Annotated in this window: 23 protein-coding genes and 7 tRNA genes; 18 read left to right on the forward strand and 12 right to left on the reverse strand. The window is 40.8% G+C overall.

Annotated features, from left to right (window positions below):
* Positions 1-103 precede the first annotated feature (103 nt).
* On the forward strand, positions 104-1,474 hold the full coding sequence (locus tag FLM54_RS05400) for a Gfo/Idh/MocA family protein (RefSeq protein ID WP_178955607.1): 1,371 nt from the start codon (positions 104-106) through the stop codon (positions 1,472-1,474).
* 68 nt (positions 1,475-1,542) lie between these two features.
* On the opposite strand, the gene FLM54_RS05405 is transcribed toward FLM54_RS05400, so the two are convergent.
* Positions 1,543-3,120: a LysM peptidoglycan-binding domain-containing protein gene (locus FLM54_RS05405; RefSeq protein WP_178955609.1), complete on the reverse strand. Its 1,578-nt coding sequence runs from the start codon at positions 3,118-3,120 to the stop codon at positions 1,543-1,545.
* Positions 3,121-3,273: 153 nt separating this feature from the next.
* Positions 3,274-4,047 (reverse strand): hydroxyacylglutathione hydrolase, encoded by a 774-nt coding sequence (gene gloB / locus FLM54_RS05410; protein ID WP_178955611.1) that lies wholly within the window; start codon positions 4,045-4,047, stop codon positions 3,274-3,276.
* 53 nt (positions 4,048-4,100) lie between these two features.
* Here gloB and FLM54_RS05415 point away from each other — a divergent pair, with 53 nt between their 5' ends.
* Positions 4,101-4,862, forward strand: coding sequence for a class I SAM-dependent methyltransferase (locus FLM54_RS05415; RefSeq protein ID WP_138606196.1), 762 nt, complete (start codon positions 4,101-4,103; stop codon positions 4,860-4,862).
* Positions 4,863-4,876: 14 nt separating this feature from the next.
* Here FLM54_RS05415 and rnhA read toward each other — a convergent pair whose 3' ends face one another.
* On the reverse strand, positions 4,877-5,341 hold the full coding sequence (gene rnhA / locus FLM54_RS05420) for a ribonuclease HI (protein ID WP_138606194.1): 465 nt from the start codon (positions 5,339-5,341) through the stop codon (positions 4,877-4,879).
* Positions 5,342-5,409: 68 nt separating this feature from the next.
* Between rnhA and dnaQ the strand changes: the two genes are divergently transcribed.
* The 11 genes from dnaQ to FLM54_RS05475 all read left to right on the forward strand — a co-directional run bounded on the left by dnaQ (position 5,410) and on the right by FLM54_RS05475 (position 10,547).
* Positions 5,410-6,123 (forward strand): DNA polymerase III subunit epsilon, encoded by a 714-nt coding sequence (gene dnaQ / locus FLM54_RS05425; protein ID WP_010391424.1) that lies wholly within the window; start codon positions 5,410-5,412, stop codon positions 6,121-6,123.
* Positions 6,124-6,132: 9 nt separating this feature from the next.
* A complete protein-coding gene (locus tag FLM54_RS05430) occupies positions 6,133-7,503 on the forward strand; it encodes a TIGR03503 family protein (RefSeq protein ID WP_178955613.1) in 1,371 nt (456 codons plus the stop codon).
* Positions 7,504-7,601: 98 nt separating this feature from the next.
* Positions 7,602-7,678: transfer RNA gene (locus FLM54_RS05435), tRNA-Asp, on the forward strand.
* 27 nt (positions 7,679-7,705) lie between these two features.
* Positions 7,706-7,782, forward strand: a tRNA-Asp gene (locus tag FLM54_RS05440).
* A 41-nt stretch (positions 7,783-7,823) separates the two neighbouring features.
* Positions 7,824-7,900 (forward strand) — tRNA-Asp (locus tag FLM54_RS05445).
* Between the two features lie 31 nt (positions 7,901-7,931).
* Positions 7,932-8,008, forward strand: a tRNA-Asp gene (locus FLM54_RS05450).
* 38 nt (positions 8,009-8,046) lie between these two features.
* Positions 8,047-8,123: transfer RNA gene (locus FLM54_RS05455), tRNA-Asp, on the forward strand.
* A 37-nt stretch (positions 8,124-8,160) separates the two neighbouring features.
* A tRNA-Asp gene (locus FLM54_RS05460) sits at positions 8,161-8,237 on the forward strand.
* A 53-nt stretch (positions 8,238-8,290) separates the two neighbouring features.
* Positions 8,291-8,367, forward strand: a tRNA-Asp gene (locus FLM54_RS05465).
* A 477-nt stretch (positions 8,368-8,844) separates the two neighbouring features.
* Entirely contained in the window at positions 8,845-9,435 is a 591-nt protein-coding gene (locus FLM54_RS05470; protein WP_178955615.1) for an ATP-binding cassette domain-containing protein, read from the forward strand.
* Positions 9,432-10,547 (forward strand): DUF6136 family protein, encoded by a 1,116-nt coding sequence (locus FLM54_RS05475; RefSeq protein WP_178955617.1) that lies wholly within the window; start codon positions 9,432-9,434, stop codon positions 10,545-10,547. Before FLM54_RS05470 ends, FLM54_RS05475 begins: the two co-directional genes overlap by 4 nt.
* Here FLM54_RS05475 and fadE read toward each other — a convergent pair whose 3' ends face one another.
* Positions 10,548-13,010 (reverse strand): acyl-CoA dehydrogenase FadE, encoded by a 2,463-nt coding sequence (fadE, locus tag FLM54_RS05480; RefSeq protein WP_178955619.1) that lies wholly within the window; start codon positions 13,008-13,010, stop codon positions 10,548-10,550.
* Between the two features lie 433 nt (positions 13,011-13,443).
* Here fadE and FLM54_RS05485 point away from each other — a divergent pair, with 433 nt between their 5' ends.
* Together FLM54_RS05485 and FLM54_RS05490 are read left to right on the forward strand one after the other, a co-directional pair.
* Positions 13,444-14,421 carry a S66 peptidase family protein gene (locus tag FLM54_RS05485; RefSeq protein ID WP_232735458.1) on the forward strand — a complete coding sequence of 326 codons (978 nt, stop codon included), beginning with the start codon at positions 13,444-13,446 and terminating at the stop codon, positions 14,419-14,421.
* Positions 14,422-14,638: 217 nt separating this feature from the next.
* Positions 14,639-15,403 carry a class II glutamine amidotransferase gene (locus FLM54_RS05490; RefSeq protein ID WP_178955621.1) on the forward strand — a complete coding sequence of 255 codons (765 nt, stop codon included), beginning with the start codon at positions 14,639-14,641 and terminating at the stop codon, positions 15,401-15,403.
* A 129-nt stretch (positions 15,404-15,532) separates the two neighbouring features.
* Here FLM54_RS05490 and FLM54_RS05495 read toward each other — a convergent pair whose 3' ends face one another.
* The 5 genes from FLM54_RS05495 to cmoA form a co-directional block, all read right to left on the reverse strand.
* Entirely contained in the window at positions 15,533-16,330 is a 798-nt protein-coding gene (locus FLM54_RS05495; RefSeq protein ID WP_232735522.1) for a DUF3108 domain-containing protein, read from the reverse strand.
* Positions 16,284-16,931, reverse strand: coding sequence for a phosphoribosylglycinamide formyltransferase (purN, locus tag FLM54_RS05500; RefSeq protein ID WP_054202175.1), 648 nt, complete (start codon positions 16,929-16,931; stop codon positions 16,284-16,286). Before purN ends, FLM54_RS05495 begins: the two co-directional genes overlap by 47 nt.
* On the reverse strand, positions 16,931-17,983 hold the full coding sequence (gene purM, locus FLM54_RS05505) for a phosphoribosylformylglycinamidine cyclo-ligase (RefSeq protein ID WP_055011761.1): 1,053 nt from the start codon (positions 17,981-17,983) through the stop codon (positions 16,931-16,933). The genes purN and purM overlap by 1 nt, the downstream gene beginning before the upstream one ends.
* A 197-nt stretch (positions 17,984-18,180) precedes the next feature.
* Positions 18,181-19,149: a tRNA 5-methoxyuridine(34)/uridine 5-oxyacetic acid(34) synthase CmoB gene (gene cmoB / locus FLM54_RS05510; protein ID WP_178955623.1), complete on the reverse strand. Its 969-nt coding sequence runs from the start codon at positions 19,147-19,149 to the stop codon at positions 18,181-18,183.
* 15 nt (positions 19,150-19,164) lie between these two features.
* Entirely contained in the window at positions 19,165-19,890 is a 726-nt protein-coding gene (gene cmoA, locus FLM54_RS05515; protein WP_008111640.1) for a carboxy-S-adenosyl-L-methionine synthase CmoA, read from the reverse strand.
* Positions 19,891-20,006: 116 nt separating this feature from the next.
* Here cmoA and FLM54_RS05520 point away from each other — a divergent pair, with 116 nt between their 5' ends.
* The gene (locus FLM54_RS05520; protein ID WP_178955625.1) at positions 20,007-20,690 is read left to right on the forward strand and encodes a DUF3334 family protein; all 684 of its coding nucleotides are present in this window, start codon (positions 20,007-20,009) and stop codon (positions 20,688-20,690) included.
* A 162-nt stretch (positions 20,691-20,852) separates the two neighbouring features.
* On the opposite strand, the gene FLM54_RS05525 is transcribed toward FLM54_RS05520, so the two are convergent.
* Both FLM54_RS05525 and FLM54_RS05530 read right to left on the reverse strand, forming a co-directional pair.
* On the reverse strand, positions 20,853-21,350 hold the full coding sequence (locus tag FLM54_RS05525) for a M48 family metallopeptidase (RefSeq protein ID WP_178955626.1): 498 nt from the start codon (positions 21,348-21,350) through the stop codon (positions 20,853-20,855).
* A gap of 27 nt (positions 21,351-21,377) precedes the next feature.
* Positions 21,378-22,226, reverse strand: coding sequence for a DUF72 domain-containing protein (locus tag FLM54_RS05530; RefSeq protein WP_178955628.1), 849 nt, complete (start codon positions 22,224-22,226; stop codon positions 21,378-21,380).
* 237 nt (positions 22,227-22,463) lie between these two features.
* Here FLM54_RS05530 and aspS point away from each other — a divergent pair, with 237 nt between their 5' ends.
* Positions 22,464-24,242, forward strand: a complete 1,779-nt coding sequence (gene aspS / locus FLM54_RS05535; protein WP_013464572.1) for an aspartate--tRNA ligase — start codon at positions 22,464-22,466, stop codon at positions 24,240-24,242.
* Positions 24,243-24,342: 100 nt separating this feature from the next.
* The gene (locus tag FLM54_RS05540; protein WP_075169531.1) at positions 24,343-24,942 is read left to right on the forward strand and encodes a pentapeptide repeat-containing protein; all 600 of its coding nucleotides are present in this window, start codon (positions 24,343-24,345) and stop codon (positions 24,940-24,942) included.
* A 35-nt stretch (positions 24,943-24,977) separates the two neighbouring features.
* On the opposite strand, the gene FLM54_RS05545 is transcribed toward FLM54_RS05540, so the two are convergent.
* A complete protein-coding gene (locus tag FLM54_RS05545; RefSeq protein WP_008111621.1) occupies positions 24,978-25,301 on the reverse strand; it encodes a hypothetical protein in 324 nt (107 codons plus the stop codon).
* Positions 25,302-25,317: the final 16 nt, after the last annotated feature.

Consider the following 25,317-nt stretch of genomic DNA (forward strand, 5'->3'; position numbering starts at 1 on the left):
TTTTTATCTCTTTTAACCTTATTTTTATGTCGCTTACCTCTTCACCTATTTACCCGTTCATCGCCTTTAGGTAAGTTAAAACAATAACAAAAGGGATAAAGCAATGAAGCAATTTAATCGTCGAGACTTTTTAAAAGCAGCCAGTGTTGCCGCAGCTGCAGGTGTAGTGAGTGGTTGTGCATCAAGTGGAAGTGCTAATGCAAGCGCACCAAAACAGCAAGGGCGCAGCGTTATTGGTTTAGTCGCGCCTAAAATGGATGTGGTTAGAGTGGGCTTTATTGGTGTGGGTCAGCGCGGTTATGGACATGTAAAGCGCATGAGCCATATTGAAGGTGCGCAAATAGTCGCTATTTGTGACACGCACACTGAGGTGCTAGAGCGAGCTGCCAATTATTTAGTTGATAAAGGGATAGCTAAGCCGGCGTTATATACTGGCACTGAGCGGGCCTATCAACAAATGCTTGAACGACAAGACATAGATATAGTCATTATTTCTACTCCTTGGGCATGGCATGCACCTATGGCTATCGATACTATGAACAGCGCAAAACATGCTTTTGTTGAAGTGCCCTTGGCACTGACTGTTGACGAAATGTGGCAGATTGTAGATACCGCCGAACGTACTCAAAAAAATTGCATGATGATGGAAAATGTGAATTACGGTCGCGACGAGTTAATGGTATTAAACATGGTGCGCCAAGGTGTATTTGGGGAGCTGTTACATGGCGAAGCGGCCTATATTCATGAGCTTCGTTGGCAAATGAAAGAGCTTGAGCACAAAACAGGCTCATGGCGAACGCAATGGCATGCAAAACGTGATGGTAACTTATACCCGACCCATGGATTAGGCCCTGTATCGCAATATATGAATATAAACCGTGGCGATAGGTTTGATTTTTTAACCTCAATGAGCTCACCTTCGCTGGGTAGAAGTGCCTATGCACAACGTGAATTTGCAGCGGATCATTCCCGAAATCAGCTTAATTATATTGCCGGTGATATGAACACGACACTGATTAAAACTCTCAAGGGGCGCAGTATTATGGTACAGCACGATACAACAACCCCTCGGCCATACTCTCGACATAATTTAATCCAAGGGACGAATGGGGTGTTTGCCGGTTTCCCTAATCGTATTGCGCTTGAAAATGGCGGATCAACAAGCTTTCATGAGTGGGATTATGATATGAGCGCATGGTATGAGCAGTACGACCATCCCCTATGGATTAAAATGGGTGAAGAAGCACAGCGCAATGGCGGCCACGGGGGCATGGACTTTTTAATGTTTTGGCGAATGATTTATTGCCTAAGAAATGGCGAACCGCTGGATCAGGACGTTTACGATGGCGCAGCGTGGTCGGTTATTTCACCATTATCAGCCCAGTCTGTGAGTGAGCGTAGCCGTTCAATTGATATTCCCGACTTTACTCGTGGTGCATGGCAAACAGCAAAGCCTTTAAGCATTGTAAGCTAAGGTTTATAGCAGGCACAAAAAAAGAGCGCATGCGCTCTTTTTTATTTAACAGTTTATTACAGTAGGGATCAGCTACTTCTTACATCTACTTTTAATTTAAGCTTTTGTCCTGGCTGCAAATATTTTTGTCCGGCAAGGTTATTCCATTTAATAATATCGCTTACCGTTAAATTAAACTTAGACGCTATACGCGCTAAAGAATCGCCTCGGCGCACTTTGTAGGTAATAGTACGATTAGTATTACTCGTCGACTCTTTAGGCTGGCTAGCTGACTTATAAACTACCAATTTTTGATTTAAACGCAGTACTGCATTTTTTTTCAGCTTATTCCACTTAGCTAATTCACTCATCGTTACATCGTATTCGCGGCTAATATCCCATAGGGTATCGCCACTTTTTACCGTATGAGAAAGTTTAGTGCGTAAACTTTTATTAGCGGCCGCACGTACTTGCTGAGGTAAATGTTCACTGTTAATTTTACCATCAGTGAGTGGTACTAAAATTTGTTGACCCACACGAATTACGTTTGAGTTAAGCTTATTTAATGACTTAATTGCGCTGATACTAGTGGTAAATTTATCTGCAATCACCGACAAGCTATCGCCACGTTTAACCTTATATTGCTGCCAACGAAGACGGTTTTTAATCGCTGTAGCGGTAAGCTTTTCAGTGAATTGCTCTACTTTATCGGTAGGAAGTAATAAAAAGTGTGGGCCATCAGGATCGGTTGCCCAGCGGTTAAACCCTGGATTTAATCGATATAGTTCGGTAAGGGTCATATCGGCCATATCCGCAGCCAGTGCTAAATCTATTTGTGACTCAATATTAACCACTTCGACTACTTGTGCGTTAATTATTGGCTTCCACGACACTTTAAACTCATCTGCACGTTTTAATAAATCAGCTAAAGCTAATAATTTAGGCACGTAGGCGGTGGTTTCACGAGGTAAATCTAGTGACCAAAAGTCGGTAGGCAAATGCTTTTTACGATTCTTTTTTATCGCACGCAGCAAGCGGCCTTCACCTGAGTTATAGGCGGCAATTGCGTTCAGCCAATCACCTTCAAGGGTTTTGTGTAAGTATGAGAGATAATCAAGTGCAGCGCGAGTAGACTGCACAATATCGCGACGACCGTCATACCACCAGTTTTGTTTTAAATCGAAACGCTCGCCGGTTGCGGGCATAAACTGCCAAATACCCGATGCAGTACGGTGCGAATAGCCATAAGGGTCGAACGCACTTTCTACAATGGGTAAAAGTGCAATTTCGATGGGCATTTCACGCTTTTCAATTTCTTCAACAATAAAATGTAAATACGGCTCAGCACGTTTAGAAATGCGATCTAGGTATGCCTGATGACGTGCATAATAATTACGCTCAGCGACCACTGGGCGATTTTGTGGAATATCAATAGATAATTGGTAACGAATACGCTCCCAAACATCGTCAAACACAGGGGCTTCTTCTTCAATATCATTTACTTGTTGATATTGCGCATTAATCATTAATGCAGTGCTAATATCATTTGGGCTGGCGCCTTCAAGTTGGTTTTGAACTTGATTTTGTGAATCTGTGTCTAATGTTGTCAATGTTTGACAACCGCTTAGCGTCATCGCTAAAACCAATAAAAGAGGAGATTTATTCATAAATACCAATACATAGGGTAAAAAACTCGGCGAATACTACTCATTATGAGCCAACATTGCCACTTGTCATCGTTAAAAATCCAAACAAATATAATTAGAAAGTGTTAACTTATTGTTATTTAAAATGAACAGTTAATTATTTTTGTTACTGGCTTAAAAATTATCTTTGAACATCCTCAGACTAGCAAAGTTTTCCCAAGGTTCATTGTTTTTTGTAACTAAACAATACTCTTTTGGTAATGACTTTGTAATATCGGGCAAATTACTACGCATAAAAGGGTTAACTTTAAGCTCTTGGCCTATGGTGCTTGGCAAGCTTATTTCATCATTTTTTCGCAATTCATCTACTTTCTGGCTGTAAGCGAGTAATTCGGGGTTTCGTGGCTCAACCGCTTTTGCAAAGGCCAAGTTTGCTTGGGTGTATTCGTGGGTGCAATATACTTTGCAATCACTTGGCAATGCTCGCAACTTATTAAATGAATGCCACATTTGCTCTGGGCTGCCTTCAAATAAGCGCCCACAACCACCACTAAATAGGGTGTCGCCAGTAAAGGCCAGTGCATCATTAATATAACAAATATGGTCTAGGGTGTGCCCAGGGGTGGCTATAATTTCAAATGGAATGTTTAAAACGCTAATTGTATCACCTTCATTTAAAGGCGTTGTTATTCCCTCAAATGGGCTATTACTTGGGCCGTAAACTGTGATGTTAGGGTACTGCTTTACTAATTGAGCTACGCCATCGGTATGATCATAATGATGATGGGTAATTAAAATACCGCCAAGGGTTAAGTTATGCTGTGCTAAATGCTCTAAAACTGGCGCTGATTGCCCAGGATCAACCACCCACGCTTGGTTATTCTGCTCGGTGGTTAAGCACCAAATGTAGTTATCAGAAAAGGCTTTAATTGCTTTGACTTGCACCATGTATCGTTGCTCTATAAAGTGGTATTTAATTAATATTATAACGAGCTTATATAATGAAACCAGCCCTTAGTTTTCAAGAAGGTCCCAAACCGTTGTCCTGGCAGCAGTTTCCGCATGGTGATTATTTACGTTGTGATATAGAACGCAAATTGTCGCCGTGGTTACCGCGTATGTTTGGCTATCATATGCTTAAATTAGGTAATTTAAGTGCTGAGCTAGATACAAGCAAAAGCTCCATTAAGCATCAAGTATGCGTTGCAGAGCCTGGCCCATACACGGGGGTGGTTGCCGATATAGACGAACTGCCTTTTTATGAGCACTCTATAGATGCTTGCATTATGAGCCATTGTTTAGAATATCACTCAGATCCACATCATATTTTACGTGAGGCTCATCGAACCCTTATTCCAGGCGGTTATATCGCCATTACGGGTTTTAATCCGTTTAGCTTTTGTGGGTTAGCGCAGTTACTGCCGTTTAGCCGTCAAAAATTACCGTGGACAGGCCGATTTTTCACACCAGCACGGGTTAAAGATTGGCTAAATTTACTTGGATTTGAAATTGTGGCCGATGAGCGCTTTATTTATTCGTCGTTGGCACGCGGTAATCGCTTATCGCGGTTCGCATTTTGGCGCAGCTTTACCAAGCAATATTTAAAACCTATGGGGAGTGTGTATATGCTGGTGGCACGAAAGCGTGTTGCGCCACTTACGCCAATAAAACCTAAGTGGCATGCTCGCCCACAATTTGCCCCAATAAAAGGGGTAGGGCTTAGGCAAACCTCAAAACAGCATTATCAACAAAATAAAAAATAGCATGATGTAGAGGGTTACGGTTGGTAACCTTCATCATCGAGTAAATTGTTGCTGCTGGCTGCATCACGAGCAAGGTCGTCAACAATTTCGTTATATTTGTGGCCACTGTGGCCTTTTACCCATTTCCAGGTAACGTTGTGCTCGGCACAGGCTTTGTCGAGACGTTTCCATAAATCGACATTTTTAACCGGTTTTTTAGCAGAGGTTTGCCAACCGCGTTTTTTCCAATTGGTGATCCAAGACTCAATACCCTGCTTAACATATTGGCTATCGGTAGTCAGGGTTACAGGGCAGGCACGATTAAGAGATTCTAGCGCCACAATGGCTGCCAGCATTTCCATACGGTTGTTGGTTGTAAGCTTATAACCTTGGCTTAATTTTTTTTCATGGGCTTCATAAATCATAAAAATACCATAACCACCGGGGCCTGGATTACCTAAACACGAACCATCGGTGTAAATCTCTACGGTTTTTTGCACTGTTTTACCTTGATATTATGTACAATAAAGTGATTATAGAAAGATACCAGAGTCAGGCTTAATTCGATATGGCACGCAGACAAATAGTTTTAGATACAGAAACCACCGGCATCGACCCTAAACAAGGGCACCGTATCATCGAGATCGGCTGTGTGGAGCTTATGAATCGCCGGTTAACCGGCAATAATTTTCACGTTTACATTAATCCGCAGCGCAGCATTGAAGAAGAAGCAATCGATGTTCACGGTATTACTAATGAATTTTTACGCGATAAACCGCTTTATCGTGATATTGCCCAAGAGTTTTTTGACTATATTAAAGGGGCTGAGTTAGTCATTCATAATGCGCCGTTCGATATTGGCCATATGGATAATGAATTTGCGTTATTAAATCAAGGCTATCAAAACACCCATAGTTTTTGTGGTGTGCTTGATACCCTTAAAATGGCGCGTGACTTGCATCCAGGGCAAAAGAACAACCTAGATGCACTTTGTCGCCGCTACGATGTTGATAACACTAAGCGGACGTTACACGGCGCCTTACTGGATTCTGAAATTTTAGCCGATGTTTACCTGGCAATGACCGGGGGGCAAGTAAAGCTAAACCTAAATCAAAACAAAGATGACTCAAGTGAAGATCAAAAAGGCGGTATTAGACGCCTAAGTAGCGACAGAGCACCTTTGGTAGTTATAGCAGCTAACGATGCAGAGCAAAGCGCACATCAAACGCGTTTAGACATTGTACAAAAGGAGGGCGGCCATTGTTTATGGCGCGCTGAATAGGGCATTATTATGAAAACGCTATTAGTAGTTTCACTGCTTTTAATTGCCGTGTGTTTCCACCCCGATGCACACAGTGTAAAGCAAGTTGAAGAGTTAAAAGGCAGCGGTAAACAAAATGAAATCCCGTTACTGGATAACCGTTTTCGTGTTGATGACAAAATTGATGAAATAAAATTAATATTTTTTAGACGCCCAGGATCGCCTGCCGTAATTTTAGTAAGACCCGATGGTACTAAATACTTTGCAACCAATGCGGTGAGAAACACTAGTCTTGATTGGTACGATGAATTAAATTATGACTTAGTGGTTATTCGCAATCCCATGCCTGGGCCGTGGCAAGTTATTGGCCAAATAATGCCAGAAAGCCGCATTGTTGTTATTGGTGAGTTATCGCTAAAAGTAGACCCACTGCCTAAAATTCTGTTTCAGGGTGAAACTGTAAAGGTAACTGGTGAGATTTTAAATGATGGCGAGCCGATTCGCGCCAACCTATTTAAAGATGCGGTATCGCTTAATGTAAGCTTTGTGAGCACCAATAATGAAAACTTTGAAAACTTTGGTGCAGGCATACAGCAAGTAACTGAATTCAAAGATGATGGCTACGGGTTCGATGAAAGCGCTAAAGACGGTGTCTTTACCGGTGAGTTTACCTTAAATTTCACACCTGGCGAGTGGCGCCCTGAGCTTTATATTACCACTGATGTATTAGAGAGGCGGGTGGTTCAAGAACCTATTGTTGTGCATGAGCCGCCTTTTAGCTTCACCTCCATTGAAGCAACTGAGGAGGGGGAAGATCACCGTATTACCATCAATATTGATGATAAGCTTTTAAAACCTGAAACGGTGATCATGCAAGGTAAAATTTATTACCCCAATGGCGAAGAGCAGGTATTTTACTTAGATAGCAACAGCACCACAGCAAGAGAGCTGGCTTTACAAGATTATGGTTGGGGACGCTACAATATTGAAATCTCTGTTTTTGGCTCAACAATCAATGACCGAGAGTTTATGGCTACATTGCCAACCTATTTATTTGAAATAGAAAGACCGATTGAAGTGATTCCAGAAATTCCAGTTGCCAGTGTTAGCGAACCAGAAATTATTCCTGTGCCAGTTGTAAAACCAAAAGTAATGGCCACGGGATTAATGATTAGTTTAATTGTTGGTGGAAATTTGGCCATTTTATTTATAGGTTGGTTATGTATTCGTGTTTTTGTGCAGAACAAACCATTAAAACTTAAATTGAATTTAGCTTTTTTAAATAAAAAGAAAGCTGTTGAGTCAAAAAAAGCTGAACAGCAAAAATCAGATGAACCAGAAAGTAGCTCAAAAAATGATAAATCAGGTGGAATTTTAAACCTTTCGATGTCAGATGACTAAAAAACCTGTAAAAAAACAAAAAAGCCCTTGACGAAGCAGGGGCTGGTTCGTATTATTCACGCCGCTGTCAGGGGAGACTCAGACAGAAACGAAAATGCGGAGTGGTAGTTCAGTTGGTTAGAATACCGGCCTGTCACGCCGGGGGTCGCGGGTTCGAGTCCCGTCCACTCCGCCAATTTTCGACAATTTGTAAGTATGCGCTGGAGTGGTAGTTCAGTTGGTTAGAATACCGGCCTGTCACGCCGGGGGTCGCGGGTTCGAGTCCCGTCCACTCCGCCAACACTTACACAACATATGGTTGTAAAACATATTCTTATTATGGAGTGGTAGTTCAGTTGGTTAGAATACCGGCCTGTCACGCCGGGGGTCGCGGGTTCGAGTCCCGTCCACTCCGCCAATAAGAAAAAATAACAGTTTAAATACGCGCTGGAGTGGTAGTTCAGTTGGTTAGAATACCGGCCTGTCACGCCGGGGGTCGCGGGTTCGAGTCCCGTCCACTCCGCCAACTATTTAAACACTGTTATATTACAAAATTTGTATGCTGGAGTGGTAGTTCAGTTGGTTAGAATACCGGCCTGTCACGCCGGGGGTCGCGGGTTCGAGTCCCGTCCACTCCGCCAACAAATTAAGTAATGACAAGTAAAAAGATATCTCTGCGGAGTGGTAGTTCAGTTGGTTAGAATACCGGCCTGTCACGCCGGGGGTCGCGGGTTCGAGTCCCGTCCACTCCGCCATTTGATATCGTAACAAAATTAGTAAGTGCATTACCCCATGCACATACCACTGCGGAGTGGTAGTTCAGTTGGTTAGAATACCGGCCTGTCACGCCGGGGGTCGCGGGTTCGAGTCCCGTCCACTCCGCCACTTGTTATTTCCTCAATAACAAGTTAAAAAATACTTCCCTAATTAATAACAGCTAATATATTTTCTATCAGCTATCAGCTATCAGCTATCAGCTATCAGCTATCAGTCACAATTAACAAGTCAGCCTTGATAGGCTTGAGTTAAAAAAAACCTAGTTTAATTTTTAGTTTAGTTCAAAGCTTTACGTGTTATCAAAATTCAAATTATCTTTTAAAACAGTTCTTATTGTCCTTAGGCTAAGTCATAACGCCGCAGATGTAAAAAGCTTATCTTTATAGTGAACTATTAGGGTGAATCGCTGTTGATGATACAAACGGTTTCAGAGCTTCTGATGCTGTTTCAACTTGCTATAAAAGGTTTGTCGCTATTAGAAAATGACGCTACTTTATCGTTATTGTTTTTTAAAGCTGTTGGGGTGGGTTTTGTTTATTATAAAAGTTTATTTATAATATAAAGCTGATCTAAAAAGGATATTTTATGATTGAAGTGATTGGCTTAAATAAGCAGTTTGCCGCCAACGTTGTATACCATGATTACAATAAGGTGTTTAGCAGCCAAAAAGTGTGTATTGATACACCTAACGGCCAAGGCAAAACCACGTTACTTATGATGCTAGCGGGGCTTGAAAAGCCGCAAAGTGGCACATTTTTATTTGCAGGGGAAACACTTAAAGAACTAGATAAACAGGTCGCTATTGCTACTGATCGTATTGCTTTACCAGATTTTTTAACTGCCAATCAAATTATACATTTATCTGTTAGTACACTCGGTTGCCCATGGCCTAATGCAATGGTTAGTGGTTTTAATTTTGGCGAATTTCTTAATACGCGTTTTGATGCATTATCCTCAGGCAATCAAAAAAAGTGCCAGTTAATTTTAGCATTAATGCGCAAGGCACCTTATCTATTACTTGATGAGCCGAGCGCAGCCCTTGATCAGGCAAGCATCCAATATCTTCTTTCCTTACTTGACACTTACTTAGCAGATAAACTAAACGGGCAAATTATTATTACTTGTCACGAACCTACTGTGTTTGTTGAACATGGCTTTGAGCGCATATCGTTATGAATATTGCACCAAGTAAACACCCATTAGCTCAATATAGAGTGTTTATGGGTTACCGGTATTTAGCTTATAACCAAGAGCTTAAGCAATTATTATTACAACTGAAAAGTTTTGGGTTGTTATTTTTAGTGGTGTTAGGCTCATCGATGTTGGGTTTGATATTGCTACTTTTTTTAGGTCTCGGAAAAATTATAGACAGTAGCGCAGCACCACAATACGGTGCACAAATGGCCTTATTTTATTTGTTATTACAAAGTGTGATGTTCAGCGCAATGAAGTCAGCAATTAAAAATAGTCAGCAGCGGCTATTCCAGCAAACTATTGCGCGATCAGTGTGGTTATATTTAGTTGATATTAAATTATTAACGCTAAGCAATGCTTGGTTAATAGCCAGTGTATTAATTGCGCTAGATTTAACGCTATCACAATGGGTTAAAGTACCGCACTTTGTTGTATTTATGTTGTTGCAATTTAGCTTGGGCGTTTTGTGCATATACAAACCCAGCGCACTGATATATGGCTTTATATTTAGCACGATATTAGTGTGTGTTCCTATTTATATGCAACCGCTCACCTATCATATAGGCTTTGCTTTACTGTTTACGCTGAGTCTTTTTGTTCCCGTGGTTAATGTTAACGGGCGAATTGCAGTAAGTTCAATATTTGGTTTTTGGTTTTGTTATTTACTAAACCATAGCTGGGTACTTGTTTGGCGCGTGTCGCTACTTTTATGTATATTTATGGCATCAGCGGCACTAATAAACGAACGTGCTGATTTGGTACCTATACTCGTAGTGTTGACCATGGCTTTTATTGTGCTCTTTAGTAGCTCTTTGCAATTTGATTGCGGTAAAGTTCACGAGCAGTATCGATTGTTTTTTAAAACATGCCAGCGAGAACTTGCCTTTTATATTAGCCAGTTTTTACCTAGCCTATTGCTGTTTTTAGTAGCAACGATAAGTTATAGCGTTATTTTTGGTCACATTCATATTGCATTATTTTTTATTGGTAATATGTGGTGTGTAATACAGGTTTACTTTGCGCAAAAAAAACCAGCGCATTATGCGCTGGTTTGGCTAATTTTAGCAGGGTTAATGCTAGCTTTACTAAATTAGTTAAGCTGCATCTGCCTTTTTAGCTTTAGCTTTGCTATTACGCGCTGCTTTGCCGGCAAGTAAATCTGCAGGGTCAAAGTCATCAACGTTAATCACGTCTAGACGATCTTTTTCAACTGCAGCAAGCTTATCGGCTTCTGCTTGGCTTAAAATACCCGCTTCTAAACCCATTTGCGCCACTTTATCAAGCTGGAAGAATGGCAGCTTTACGCCTTTCTCCTTACATACACGCTCAAACAATGGCTCTACTTCTAGAACGTCTTTAAGCGTTTGCTCTTGACGGCCTACAAGGTTAAGCGGTTCGTTTGTAAGGTATACATAGCTTGCTAAACGATTACGTGTTTCGCTAGGAACTTGTAACAACTGCGCTAGTTTGTGCTCAAGTTTGTCGGTAGGTTTACGAACCGGACGACCAAACGGGAATAACAATACTTTTAAAACACCACGTAGTGGAGCCGACGGCATATTATTGATTAAATCAGCAAGTGCACGCTGGCAGTGGTAAAGGTGATCCTGACAGCTCCATTGAACCAATGCAAAATCTTCTTTTTTACGGCCTTCGTCGTTGTAACGTTTTAGCGTTGCAGATACTAAGTAAAGGTAACTTAATAAGTCGCCTAAACGGGCTGAAATACGTTCTTTACGTTTAAGAGAACCACCAAATACCGCCATGCTAATGTCTGACATAAGTGCAAGTGATGCACTAAAGCGAGACGCAATACGGTAAAACTCTGCCGTTTCGTCTTTGTATGGCACGCTAGTAAAGCGAGCGCCAGTAAGCGCAAGCCACTTAGTACGTACTAAGTTAGACATGGTAAAGCCAATGTGACCCATTAGCGCTTTGTCAAATACGTTAAGCGCTTCTTCGCGGTCTTCAATTTCACACGCACCTAGCTCGGTAAGTACAAATGGATGACAACGAATTGCACCTTGACCATAAATAATCATATTACGGGTCAAGATGTTTGCACCTTCAACGGTAATGGCAATTGGTGCACCTTGATAGCCACGACCCAAATAGTTATTTGGCCCAAGCATGATCCCTTTACCGCCTAGCACGTCCATTGCATGAATGGTTGAATCGCGCATTTGCTCGGTAAGGTGGTACTTAATAATCGCCGACACAACTGATGGCTTTTCGCCTAAATCAACTGCGCCAGTAGACATGCTTACTGCAGCGTCTGAGCTGTAAGCATAACCAGCAAGTTTAGCCATTGATTCTTCAACCCCTTCCATTTTACCAATAGGTAAGCGGAATTGACGACGAATACGGCTATAAGCACCGGTTGCTACTGCAATCATTTTAATGCCACCGGCTGAATTTGACGGCAACGTAATAGCACGACCAACCGATAAACATTCAACTAGCATACGCCAGCCTTGACCAGCCATTTCTGGGCCGCCAATAATGTAATCAAGTGGGACGAAAATATCTTTACCGCGAGTAGGGCCGTTTTGGAACGGCACATTAAGCGGGAAGTGACGACGACCAATTTCTACCCCAGGGGTATCTGTTGGGATAAGTGCACAGGTAATACCTGGCTCTTTAACGTCGCTTAATAATCCATCTGGATCTTGTAACTTAAATGCTAGACCAAGTACCGTAGCTACAGGCGCAAGTGTTATGTAACGTTTGTTCCATGTAAGGCTTACACCAACTACTTCTTCGCCATTCCATTGCCCTTTACAGACTACACCGTAGTCTGGAATTGAGCTTGCATCAGAACCCGCCTCTGGCGAGGTAAGTGCAAAACATGGAATTTCTTGACCGCTTGCTAAACGCGGTAAGTAATGATTTTTTTGGTCTTCAGTACCATAGTGCTGTAATAGCTCACCTGGACCTAACGAGTTAGGTACACCAACAATTGACGAAAGCAATGTTGATTTACTGGTTAGTTTTTGCAGTACACACGATTGTGCAAATGCAGAGAATTCTAAGCCGCCGTATTCCTTTTTAATGATCATGGCAAAGAACTTGTTATCTTTTAGATATTGCCATACATCCTGAGGTAAATCAGTCAGCTCATGCGTAGCTTCCCAATCATCAAGCATACTACATACAACTTCAACAGGGCCGTCGATAAATGCCTGCTCTTCAATAGTAAGTTTTGGAACTGGATACTGGTGAAGCTTTTTCCAATCTGGATTACCACAAAATAAATCCGCTTCCCACCACGTAGTACCGGCATCAATAGCTGACTTTTCGGTGTCAGACATGCTCGGTGTTACTTTTTTAAAGATGGTGAAAATAGGTTTGATAATGTATTGCTGGCGAATACCAGTAACAGAAAGAGGCACTGCGATGATTAAAAAGATCACCCAGCTAATTAAACCAAAAGCACCAGCAAAGGTACCAATTAATAATGTTGCGGTAGAAACACCAAGTGCTGTGTTCCAACTCGCTCTGTGGTAAAGCGCAATGCTGAGCAGTGCGATTAAACCAAGTGTAAATATGAGTGTCATTGCTAATTCCTTAATAGAGGTCAGACCACCTCGTTTAGAGTAGCGCTAGTAACGCTAAGTTTCAAGTACATTACTTAGATTAAAGTGTAGTTATCGGTACGATTATTACAATCCGTTGTATGTTATACGAACAGTTTGACAGTAATCGTTTATTTTGGCTTGTTATAAAAAATATAAGCGTTAAAAAATCACTTAATCTAATAGTAATATAAGTTTAATTAAGTAAATATACTTATGATGTTCAGTGTACGCTTATTAAAAATAGAACGATATTAATTGATATCGTTCACGACACCATTTACCGCCGTTTTTGTGTGTTATAAACAATCAAAGTGTTGTGCTTAAGCTGTGAAGGAGCTAAGAGTCGAGAAATGATACATAGTATATTAGATAATATTGAATGATTAATTAGTAGTATTTGGTAGGAGGTAAATTGATAATACCTAATAAATTAAAAATGAATGATGAGGTTAGGATAATTGCGCCTTCAAGAAGTTTATCAATTATTGACAAAGAGACTCGAGAAATAGCAAATAAAAGATTTGAAGAGCTTGGCCTCAAATTATCATTTTCAAAAAACTGTGAATTAATAGATGATTTCTCGTCTTCATCCATAGAAGAAAGAATTGAAGATTTACATGAAGCATTCTTAGATAAAAAAGTAAAAGCTATCTTTACTGTTATCGGGGGCGATAATGTAAATCAATTACTAAAGTATATTGACTATACGATTGTTAAAAGAAATCCAAAAATTATTTGTGGTTATTCTGATACTACAGCTTTATCAAATGCAATATTTCATAAAACTGGACTAGTAACTTACTCTGGGCCTGCATACTCAACTCTGGGAATGCTCAAGGGGATTGACTTTTCAATAAATTATATTAAAAAGTGTTTATTCTCAAGTGCTCCTTATGAAGTTATAAATCCAGCACAGTGGAGTGATGACTTATGGTTTATAGATCAGGAAAAAAGAAACTTTTATAAAGACAATGGTATAAAAGTTTTAAACCATGGCAAAGCAGAAGGAAAAATAGTTGGAGGGAACCTTTGCACTTTAAATTTACTTCAAGGAACTGAATTTATGCCTGATTTAACAAATTCTGTATTATTTATTGAAGATGATGAGTTAACATCCCCTTCAAACTTTGACAGAGATCTTCAATCATTAATTCATCAAAAACATTTCGATAAAGTTAAAGGAATAGTCATTGGGAAATTTCAATTAAAGTCAGAAGTATCTGAGGTCTTACTTAAAAAAATTATAAAATCTAAGCGAGAGCTAGCGTCAATCCCCGTGCTTTATAATTTAAACTTTGGACATACAACACCCCATATATGTTTTCCTATTGGTGGATTTGTGAAAATAGATACGGAAAGTTATAAACAGATAATAATAGAAAAACATTAGCTAAGAAATATTCGAGTCAATAGCCTTAATATAATTATCAATATAAATTTGTATCCACTTGCTAACGCTCTTCAGCTGTTTAACAATAACGTCATTAAAGAAATAAAAATAAATTATATGCACACAAAAATCCAAAGTGAAACCAAAACTGTGACCGCGTGCCAGATTTAATTGTTTATTTAGTTTTAATTTATTGAATTTAAGGTTTATTTATTTTATGTGTGAATTACTTGGCATGTCAGCCAATGTGCCAACGGATATTTGTTTTAGCTTTTCAGGGTTGTTGGAGCGTGGTGGAAATACTGGCCCGCATAAAGACGGCTGGGGCATTACTTTTTATGAAGGTAAAGGGTGCAGAACCTTTAAAGATCCAGAGCCAAGTTACCAGTCAGAAATAGCAAAGCTGGTAAAAGCGTACCCAATTAAAAGTGTATCGGTTATTAGTCATATTCGCCAAGGGAATCGTGGTCGGGTGTGTCTTGAAAACACTCATCCGTTTACCCGAGAGTTGTGGGGGCGCGAAATAACCTATGCACACAATGGGCAGCTTTCAAATTATCACGATTTAAAACCAGAGTATTATCGCCCTGTGGGAAACACCGACAGTGAACTCGCTTTTTGTTGGTTACTTGACAAAATTCGCGAAAAATACCCAAAGCGCCCAAGTAATATGGCGTCGGTTTTTAGATATGCCGCCAAGCTTTCACATACACTGCGTGAAAAGGGCGTATTTAATATGTTATTGACCGATGGTGTATTTGTTTTAGCGTATTGTACTAATAACTTACATTATATAACGCGCCGTGCGCCATTTGGTAAAGCTACATTGATTGATGCTGACATGGTGATCGACTTTCAACAAGAAACCACACCAAACGATGTAGTAACGGTTATAGCAACAAGGCCATTAACTAATGATGAGCGCTGGCAAAAAATGCAGCCAGGAGAGTTTGTGTTATTTAAAATGGGTGAATTAATGTAGCTTGGGTAGCTAGAGTGAAACGAAACCCGACTCAAAGTTTCAAATTGATAAAGTGTATAAGTGTTAAAAATGAAAAACCCAAGTTATGTTTGTCACACTTGGGCCTTTCATTTGCACCTTGTAAGCAATTTACTCTGGTGTTATTTCGTTTTTCACTTCTGCAGGTAAAGCAGGTGGGTTGATCACGGTAAACGATTTCATTTGCACTTCAAACTGCTCCACACCTTTTTCACCCTTCCACATGCGCACTAGCATGTAATCCATTTCTGGGGCAAACCAGGCTAAAGCTTGGCGTTTATCGTTATCGTATAAGCGTTTAACTTTCACTGCTTCTACATTACCTATAGGCAGAGAAATCATTTCGGTTTCTACCACTTCAAAGTCGTAGTCACGGCAATTACCTTTTTTATCAACCAACGGAAACGAGAAGTTGGTTTTGCCTTTTTTAAGACCTTCACGAACTTGTACTTGATAAGAAATACCATCTTGGAAGTTATCATGCCATTGGCATTTTAACGGGTAATCGCTGGTGTTACTGGTAACCGTTTTGGTTTGACGGTCAAAGTTAATTTCATACTTTTTGTCAGGCCCAGTGCCTGTGCGGATCATAGCGTACTGAATTGGCTCTACGTTATCATTTATAAAGCTAAAGGTTGATGACTCCTGACGTGAGTCAGAGAAAATCATCCATTCAATATCGCTGTGGTAAGTGACTTGGTAGTTATTATTATCGAGTTTTTTTAGTTCACGCTCGGCTTTGCCATGATTAGTGCCTTTGCGCAAAATATCATAACTAGCTTGGTACTGGGTTAACTCGCCTGCAATCAGGCTGGTAGGAAGTAATAAAGTGCCCGCACATAGTAGCCAAGCACTTAATTTTTTATTTTGGGTAGTGCGCGCCGTGTGCAGGAAGTTGTTTTTCGTCAAGAACTGCATAATCTGCTTCCATCGTAAGTCGTTGTTCACTGAACCACTTGACCACCAAAGGATAAATTATGTGCTCTTGCGCATGCACACGTTTAGCGAGCGTGTCTGCTGTATCGTTTGCTAATACAGGCACTTTAGCTTGAAGAATAACGGGTCCGCCATCTAATTCTTCAGTTACAAAGTGAACACTAACGCCGTGAACGTCGTCTTTTGCATCAATTGCTCTTTGGTGGGTATTCAGCCCCTGGTACTTAGGCAACAAAGATGGATGAATGTTCAACATTTTTCCAACATATTTTTGCACTAAGCTAGGAGTTAGAATACGCATAAACCCAGCTAATACAACTAGATTTGGTTCAAAAGAGTCAATTATATGCATTAACTGGGCATCGTAAGCTTCGCGTGAGTCAAACTCTTTATGACTCAGTACTTGCGTAGCAATGCCTACACTTTTTGCACGCTCTAACCCATATGCGTCTGCTTTATTACTAATAACAGCCGCAATATGAGCGTTTATCTCGCCGCTTTCACAGGCATCAATAATGGCTTGTAAATTTGAGCCACTGCCTGAGATTAAAACTACTAGACGAGTGGGTGCCATTACGCAGCACCACCTACAATTTCAACTTGCTCTTCGCCCGCAACCGCATCTTGAATTTCACCAAGGTGCCATGCGTTTTCGCCAAGATCTTTTAAAATGTTAATGCTGTTATCAAGTTGATCTGCAGGTACAACTAACACCATACCTACGCCACAGTTGAATGTGCGGTACATTTCGTGAGTGGTAATATTGCCATTTTCTTGCAACCAACTAAATACAGTAGGCCACTGCCAGCTATCACCTTTAACAACCGCTTTAGCAGATTCAGGTAATACACGAGGGATATTTTCCCAAAAACCGCCACCAGTAATATGCGAAAGCGCATGCACATCTACTTGCTTAAACAACTCAAGTAATGGCTTAACGTAAATGCGTGTTGGTTCTAAAAGGTGCTCACCTAAGGTTTTGCCATCAATCACTTGGTTAGTATCAGCGTTAGAGACTTCTAATACTTTACGAATTAGTGAGAAACCGTTTGAGTGAGGGCCGCTAGAAGCAAGCGCAATTAGCTGATCGCCTGCAGCTACTTTAGTGCCATCAATAATTTTTGATTTTTCTACCACACCGGTACAAAAGCCTGCCATGTCGTAGTCTTCACCATCATACATACCTGGCATTTCAGCTGTTTCGCCACCAATTAGGGCACAACCTGAAATTTCACAACCTTTACCAATACCGGTTACTACGTCGGCTGCTGTGTCTACATCTAGTTTACCCGTTGCATAGTAATCTAGAAAAAACAGGGGTTCAGCGCCTTGTACTATTAAATCATTTACACACATCGCAACTAAGTCGATACCTACGGTATCGTGCTTTTTAAGGTCAATTGCTAAACGTAACTTAGTGCCAACACCGTCAGTGCCTGCTACAAGTACAGGTTGCTTATAACCTTCAGGAATTTCGCAAAGTGCGCCAAAACCACCAATTCCGCCCATCACTTCAGGACGACGAGTTTTTTTAACTACACCTTTAATACGCTCAACAAGTGCATTACCAGCGTCGATATCTACGCCCGCGTCTTTATAGCTTAGAGACTGTTTTTGTTCGCTCACAGGTTTTCCTCAAAATAGTTGTTTTGATGCTTACTTAGAAACGCGCGTATTTTACAACAATTGCAGGGGCGCGGCTAGTTGAAATCTAGATTTGATTTTAAAGACAAGGACACTTGTCCGCTAATTGTTGCATTAGTAAACAAAAAAAAGCGCCCAATGGCGCTTTTTAACATGGAAATAAAAATTAATACTACAAATTAGGCTTTTGCTGTAAGTATCGCTCTAAGTGGAGCAGAGTAGCCTTCAATGGTTTTACTGGTGTCAGTAGGGTCTAAAAAGTCAACTAAAGATTCGTTTTCCATCCAGTCAGTTTTACGCTGCTCGTCGAGCGTTGTAATAGCGCAATCTTTAATTTGCACATCTTTAAAGCCAACACGTTCCATCCACAGTTTTAATGCAGCAGTGCTTGGAATAAACCATACATTACGCATTTTCGCGTAGCGGTCGGTCGGAACCAGTACGGTGTTTTCATCGCCTTCAATAACTAAGGTTTCAAGCACCAGCTCACCGCCTGGGCGAAGCTGTGCTTTTAATTGCGCTAAAAAGTCGATAGGTGAGCGACGGTGATAAAGTACTCCCATCGAAAATACCGTATCAAATGCTTTAAGTTCTGGTAGGGCTTCAACACCTAATGGTAATAAATGCACGTTTTCATCAGGGTTAAAGTGTTTAATAGCCTGAAATTGGCATAAAAATAAGTCAGATGGATCAATACCTACCACAAACTGAGCACCTTCACCGCGCATACGCCATAGGTGATAACCCGAGCCACAACCAATATCTAATACAGTACGGCCTTTTAATGGCTCAATATGCGGTAGGAGTCGATCCCATTTCCAGTCACTGCGCCATTCTGTATTAATGTCGATACCGTGCACATTAAATGGGCCTTTACGCCAAGGCATCATCCGTTTTAATAAATGCGTGGTTTGTTTTTGCTCGCCTTCAGTCATTTCGCCAGGCGCGCCTATTGCTACTTTGCTGACAATATCAACGTGGTTTGTTGATACCTCAGGTAAGTTTTTTAGTACTTTTTGCCATTGAGGCAAATCGCCATGGCTAGCCTCTTGTTGCCAATGCTTTAATTGCGCGGGCAAGGTTTCTAGCCAGTGGCTAAGTGGGCTTTGTGCAATTGCAGCGTAAAATTGGTTAAACCATGCAGACATGTGTCACTCTCTAAATTATTTAATTGCTACCATTGAGCAAAAATTAAAACATTGATACCACACTTGCGTTTGGCTAAAACCAATGTCGCTTAAACGTTGTGTATGTGTGCTAAGTGTATCGGGGCGCATTACGTTTTCAATGGCGGTACGCTTTTGGCTTATTTCAAGCTCAGAGTAGCCATTATGACGCTTAAAGTCGTGGTGCAAGTCAATCAATAGGTTATCGCATTGCTCGTTTTCGGCTTTAATTTTTTCACTTAGTAGCAAAACGCCACCGGGCTTTAAATTAGCGTATATTTTTTCAAGTACCGCTTTGCGCTGCGCTGGTGGAATAAACTGCAGGGTGAAATTCATCGCCACTACCGATGCATTTTGAATATCGAGCTCGTTGATATCACCTAAAGTTACAGTTACAGGAACGTCTGATCTGAACCCTTGTAAATGGACCTTACAACGCTCCACCATGGCTTGTGAGTTATCTACAGCAATAATGTGGCAGCTATCAGTTTGAATATTACGGCGCATACTTAGGGTAACCGCCCCTAACGAGCAGCCTAGGTCATACAAATTTGAATTTGGCTGAGCATACTCACCGGCTAATTTCCCCATAGTACTGACTATGGTGGCGTAACCGGGTACCGAGCGTTGGATCATGTCGGGAAATACTTCAACCACATTTTGATCAAAACTAAAGTCTTTTACTTGTTGCTCAGAGGCATAAATACTGTCTTTTATACTCACGAAGGCAGTCTCTTTGAAAATAATAGTGCTATTTTAACATTTTATACTGGATAGTCAGTGATAAATTCAGTAGCTTGACTAGAATTATGAAGAATAAGTATAAAAGAGATTATTAAATGAGCAAAAGTAAAGTTATTAGCACCGACGATATATTAGCAACATTATGCCACTCAGTAACGGGTGTACTTTCATCAGCCAGCGGCAACGAGATCAGCTATTCAGCCATGGTACAAAAAATTACTCGTACTTGTATGCGACCAGACATAGGCTGTTTTGTTTTATTTGATGGGGGCTTTACCGGTTTAGTCGTTACCAACTTTACGGCGCAAGCTGCGATGGAAATTTATGGTGATTACATGCGTAATATGGGCATGCCAGAAGAGGAGATCGCGCATAGTCACTTATCTGATGACGTTTCAAACGTGATGGGTGAGTTGATGAACCAAATAGTGGGCGACTTCACGTCAAAAGTGCGTGAACAGCTACATACCTCTATTACCCAAAATCAGCCAAAAATGATGGCTATTAACAAGCAAGTGCAAATATCGGTTGATACCACTATGGATCGTCCGCAAGCACGCCGTGTAACGTTTACCACTCGCAACCAAAATATCTTCTATTTAGAGTTGGCGATGGATAAAACAGAGTTTATTAAACTTCACGATTTTGACATTGTAGAAGCCATAGACCCAGACGACATTATCGCAAACGAAGCCAAGCAAAAAGCGGATAAGGAAAAAGCAAAACAGCCAAAGCAAGATGATAGCGACGACGACTTTATGGCCGAATTAGGGCTTTAACGTTTTTACGTAGGTTGGGTTGAGTGAAACGAAACCCAACGAGCTTTTGAGCTGTCAGCTTGTAGCTATTAGTAAATTATAAAAACGCGGTTTAGCATCGCGTTTTTTATTTTTGAGTGCTTTAGTTATGATTCAATACGTAATTATATTTTGGCTGATCGCTCAATTATAGGGATTCTCACCCCTCGCAATAGCTACACAAAAAATCCGTAAATCCAGCTCTAGCTGATGGTACTGCGGCTCCATATGGCAGCACAGTTTATAAAAGCCTTTGTTATGGTCTTTTTCTTTAAAATGCGCGAGTTCGTGCACCACTAATGCTTTTAATAATGGCTCTGGCGCGCGCAGTAAATCGCTGTTGATGGCTAAATCATGCTTGCGGGTTTTACCTTGCATACGGTACGTGTGGGTACCGAGCGCATTGGTAACCATATCACCTTGTTTTTTAAACGCAGCGCGTCCAAACGGTGGGGCGTTTTTTAAATACTGCTTTTTAAGCTCAGTGGCGTAGCTATACAGTAACTTATCACTGGTAATACGATGCGCCTGCGGGTACTTTTTAAGTAAATACTCACATACCTTTCCTGCTTTTATTAGGCCTAATACTTGCTCAACGATATTGGCAGGGTAGCCGGTAAAGTAACGTGCGTATTCACTCATTATTGTCTCTGTATTTTGAATTTATTTTTAAAAAAGTGCTTGCTGGTGGGCTTCTTTTTCGCCACTAAATGGATTGAGTACGTTGTGATTATACCCCAAATCTTGACAAAATTGGCGAGCTAGTAAAGGCGCTTCACGGTTATCAGCGGTATGAAAAAACACATAGGGGCTTTTGCCCTCATCGAGCCACTGGCTTACTTTGCTAAGCCAAGGCTGATAAAAGGTCTTATAATCGTTTTCTAAATCAGCAATAACAAAGCGCGCCATAGGCTGCGAGCCCGTTGCAATAGCGTGCACTGGTAAATGCGGCTTTTTCTGTTGTGCGTCTATTAGCGCTTCGGTGGTTGGCTTTACCGCAAAGAGCGCCCGAGTATCCATAGCAATGCGATTTATATTGTGTGCCATTAAAAGCTGATTAAGTGCGATTTCGGCCTCACCTTTTTTGAAAAAATCAGGGTGGCGTACCTCAACCCCATAGTTTAGCTCTTTAGGAAGTAAATCTATAAAAGCGGCAAGCTTAGCTAAATGTTGTGGCGCAAACGCTTTAGGTAATTGCAGCATTATTTGCCCTGTTTTTTCAAATAGCGGGGCGAATAAATTAAGCCAATTAGTTAGCTCATGTTGCACGTTAGTAAGTTGGAGTTCGTGACTAAAGCGCCGATGAAATTTAAAGGTAAATTTAAACTCATCGGGTACACTCGCAGCCCAGCGTAATACAGTGTCAGGCGAGGGGTCGGCGTAAAAGCTAGTATTACCCTCTACCGAATTAAAATGCTGCGCATATTCGCTAAGCATATCGGCATTTTTACACTGGCGTGAAAATAAGTTTCCTTTCCATGCGTTGCTCGACCACTGCGGGCATCCAATATATAGCATACAAACAAAAGCCTTGTTATAAAGTGCCGGTAGTGTAACAAATAACAAAACAGTGCGCTGTAAATTCAACCTAGAAAGGTAAACACGCCCTAGCATCTTCAACCGACTTGGGTATAATGCAGGGCTTAATTTGATTATTTTGAATTGCTAGCGGTTTTATTTTCATTTTGGTGTTTATAAAAACTTTTAAAACAACGGTGTTTAACCGCTATATGCCTTTTATCTGACAGGAAAACTATGCGCTCTATATACTGCGGACAGCTAAATAAAACTCACGTAGATCAGGAAGTTGAACTATGTGGCTGGATCAACAAACGACGTGACCTTGGCGGACTTATCTTTGTCGATTTACGTGATAGAGAAGGTTTAGTACAAGTTGTATTCGATCCGGAAGTTGAAGGATTAATGGAAACAGCTAACAAACTTCGTCAAGAATTTTGTGTTCAGTTAAAAGGGATTGTACGCGCTCGCCCAGATAGCCAAGTAAACAAAGATATGGCAACCGGCGAAGTAGAAATTTTAGGCACGGGTTTAACTATTATTAACCGCTCTGAGCCTATGCCACTTGATTTTAACCAAGTGAACTCAGAAGAGCGTCGTTTAAAATACCGTTACTTAGATTTACGTCGTTTAGAAATGAGCGACCGCATTAAATTACGTGCTAAAGCAAGCAGCTTTGTACGTCGCTTTTTAGATGAAAATGGCTTTTTAGATATCGAAACGCCAGTGCTAACTAAAGCAACGCCTGAAGGTGCGCGCGATTACTTAGTACCAAGTCGTGTTCATAAAGGTAGCTTTTACGCATTACCACAGTCACCACAGTTATTTAAGCAATTGTTGATGATGTCGGGTTTTGACCGTTACTACCAAATTGTTAAATGTTTCCGTGATGAAGACTTACGTGCTGACCGTCAACCTGAATTTACTCAAATAGATTTAGAAACCTCGTTCATGAGCTCTGATCAAGTACGTGGCATGACAGAGAAAATGATCCGTGAAATGTGGCAGTCATTACTAAATGTTGATTTAGGTGATTTCCCAATTATGCCTTACTCTGAGGCAATGAGCCTATATGGTTCTGATAAGCCAGACTTACGTAACCCAATGAAGCTTATTGATGTAGCCGATTTAGTAAAAGACGTAGAATTTAAAGTATTCTCAGGCCCAGCAAACGATGAAAAAGGCCGTGTTGCAGTACTAACGGTACCAGGTGGCGCATCACTTTCTCGTAAGCAACTAGATGATTACACTAAGTTTATCGGTATTTACGGTGCTAAAGGTTTAGCATGGATGAAAGTAAATGACCGCGATGCAGGCGTTGAGGGCGTGCAATCGCCAATCGCTAAATTCTTAAATGAAGACGTGATCACGCAGTTACTTGAACGTACTAATGCACAAACAGGCGATATCATTTTATTTGGTGCGGATAAACGCAACACCGTAAATGAAGCCATGGGCGCACTTCGTTTAAAAATTGGTATTGATTTAGAAATCACTAATTTAGATAGCTGGGCACCACTTTGGGTTGTTGACTTCCCAATGTTTGAAGAAGATGACGAAGGCACACTACACGCTGTACACCATCCATTTACTGCACCAAAAGATATTAGTGCCAGTGAGCTTGAAGCAAACCCAGCAGCGGCTATTTCAGATGCTTACGATATGGTATTAAACGGCTACGAAGTGGGCGGTGGCTCGGTACGTATTCACAATGCAGATATGCAAGAAGCGGCATTTAGAATTTTAGGTATTGAAGCGCAAGAGCAGCAAGATAAATTTGGTTTCTTACTTGATGCACTTAAATACGGCACACCACCGCATGCAGGTTTAGCGTTCGGTTTAGACCGTTTAGTTATGTTGCTATGTGGAACTGATAACATTCGTGACGTTATTGCTTTCCCTAAAACCACACAAGCATCGTGTTTATTAACAGATGCGCCTAGCAAAGCAAACAGCGATTCGCTGACAGAGCTTGCTATTAGTGTAGTTGAGAAAGAATTACCAAGCGCAGAATGAAGCTAGCTTAACCATAGTGTTTAGTTAGATCAAAACCCCTTAGGCTAAATACCTAAGGGGTTTTTTGTTTGGCATAACCCAATTTAGGTGCTTTATATTTATGAGTGAGCTATTTAAAGATAGTCATTATTTCGATCAGCCATTTTTAAACTTTACAGCAAATGCAAAGCGCTTTAGCGATATTGAGTTTGAACAATGTCAGTTTATTGAGTGCGATTTTAGTCACAGCCAGTTTAATGCCTGTCGGTTTATAGAGTGTGAGTTTATTAACTGTAATTTGACTGAGCTTAATTGGAATTACAGCTCACTAGAAGAGGTGAGCTTTGCAAATTGTAAACTCAATAGCATAATGTGGGGACAAGTAAATTGGCCGCAATTAGCGCTAACGTCACCGGTGAGTTTTAAACAGTGTGAGCTGAGCCATAGTTCGTTTTTTGAATTACAGTTAAAAGCCTTAACAATGACGAACTGTTTTGCCAAAGATGTCGATTTTAGGCACGCTAACTTAGCTCAAAGCAACTTCTCGGATACTGACTTTAGAGACAGCCTGTTTCATCAAACTAATTTGAGGAAAGCAAACTTTGTTGGCGCAACGCAATTTAATATTGATATAACAAGCAATGATGTGAGTAATGCAAAGTTTGAACGGCTTGAAGCGTTAAACTTATTAGCTGGACTTGATATCGAGCTGGTTGATTAGCCGCAAGAGCTTACGGCTAATACGTATATTTACTATTAGCAAGCAGGGCCATTTTTGTTACGTGCACTAGCAAGTGCGCGGGCTATGCTCAGTAGCTCAGGCGAAATATCATCAGCGCCATCTTTAATCAGTTTAGTTACATCACCTGATGAATATAAGCTATCACGCGGTGATTTAATTCCCAGCTCTCTCACAAAGTCTTTGGTTTTACCTGTACTGCCGGTTTCAATGAACTTAAAAATAATCCGTTCGTTGTTACTTTTCGGCTCGGCTTGTAACACTTTAATTTCTTCTTGGTAGGCTTCAATTCTGCTTTGGAGAATGTCGATGCGTTGTTCAATGCTGCTATATGATTTCATGAATGGATTCTTTTGC

Origin of the sequence: Pseudoalteromonas sp. Scap25 (assembly GCF_013394125.1) — a bacterium.
Lineage (GTDB): Bacteria > Pseudomonadota > Gammaproteobacteria > Enterobacterales > Alteromonadaceae > Pseudoalteromonas.

Bases quoted from the DNA above. Each gene is read 5' to 3' on its own strand.
- FLM54_RS05400 (WP_178955607.1), top strand. From the start codon at position 104: ATGAAGCAATTTAATCGTCGAGACTTTTTAAAAGCAGCCAGTGTTGCC.
- FLM54_RS05405 (WP_178955609.1), bottom strand. From the start codon at position 3,120: ATGAATAAATCTCCTCTTTTATTGGTTTTAGCGATGACGCTAAGCGGT.
- gloB (WP_178955611.1), bottom strand. From the start codon at position 4,047: ATGGTGCAAGTCAAAGCAATTAAAGCCTTTTCTGATAACTACATTTGG.
- FLM54_RS05415 (WP_138606196.1), top strand. From the start codon at position 4,101: ATGAAACCAGCCCTTAGTTTTCAAGAAGGTCCCAAACCGTTGTCCTGG.
- dnaQ (WP_010391424.1), top strand. From the start codon at position 5,410: ATGGCACGCAGACAAATAGTTTTAGATACAGAAACCACCGGCATCGAC.
- FLM54_RS05430 (WP_178955613.1), top strand. From the start codon at position 6,133: ATGAAAACGCTATTAGTAGTTTCACTGCTTTTAATTGCCGTGTGTTTC.
- FLM54_RS05470 (WP_178955615.1), top strand. From the start codon at position 8,845: ATGATTGAAGTGATTGGCTTAAATAAGCAGTTTGCCGCCAACGTTGTA.
- FLM54_RS05475 (WP_178955617.1), top strand. From the start codon at position 9,432: ATGAATATTGCACCAAGTAAACACCCATTAGCTCAATATAGAGTGTTT.
- fadE (WP_178955619.1), bottom strand. From the start codon at position 13,010: ATGACACTCATATTTACACTTGGTTTAATCGCACTGCTCAGCATTGCG.
- FLM54_RS05490 (WP_178955621.1), top strand. From the start codon at position 14,639: ATGTGTGAATTACTTGGCATGTCAGCCAATGTGCCAACGGATATTTGT.
- purN (WP_054202175.1), bottom strand. From the start codon at position 16,931: ATGGCACCCACTCGTCTAGTAGTTTTAATCTCAGGCAGTGGCTCAAAT.
- cmoB (WP_178955623.1), bottom strand. From the start codon at position 19,149: ATGTCTGCATGGTTTAACCAATTTTACGCTGCAATTGCACAAAGCCCA.
- FLM54_RS05520 (WP_178955625.1), top strand. From the start codon at position 20,007: ATGAGCAAAAGTAAAGTTATTAGCACCGACGATATATTAGCAACATTA.
- FLM54_RS05525 (WP_178955626.1), bottom strand. From the start codon at position 21,350: ATGAGTGAATACGCACGTTACTTTACCGGCTACCCTGCCAATATCGTT.
- FLM54_RS05530 (WP_178955628.1), bottom strand. From the start codon at position 22,226: ATGCTATATATTGGATGCCCGCAGTGGTCGAGCAACGCATGGAAAGGA.
- aspS (WP_013464572.1), top strand. From the start codon at position 22,464: ATGCGCTCTATATACTGCGGACAGCTAAATAAAACTCACGTAGATCAG.
- FLM54_RS05540 (WP_075169531.1), top strand. From the start codon at position 24,343: ATGAGTGAGCTATTTAAAGATAGTCATTATTTCGATCAGCCATTTTTA.
- FLM54_RS05545 (WP_008111621.1), bottom strand. From the start codon at position 25,301: ATGAAATCATATAGCAGCATTGAACAACGCATCGACATTCTCCAAAGC.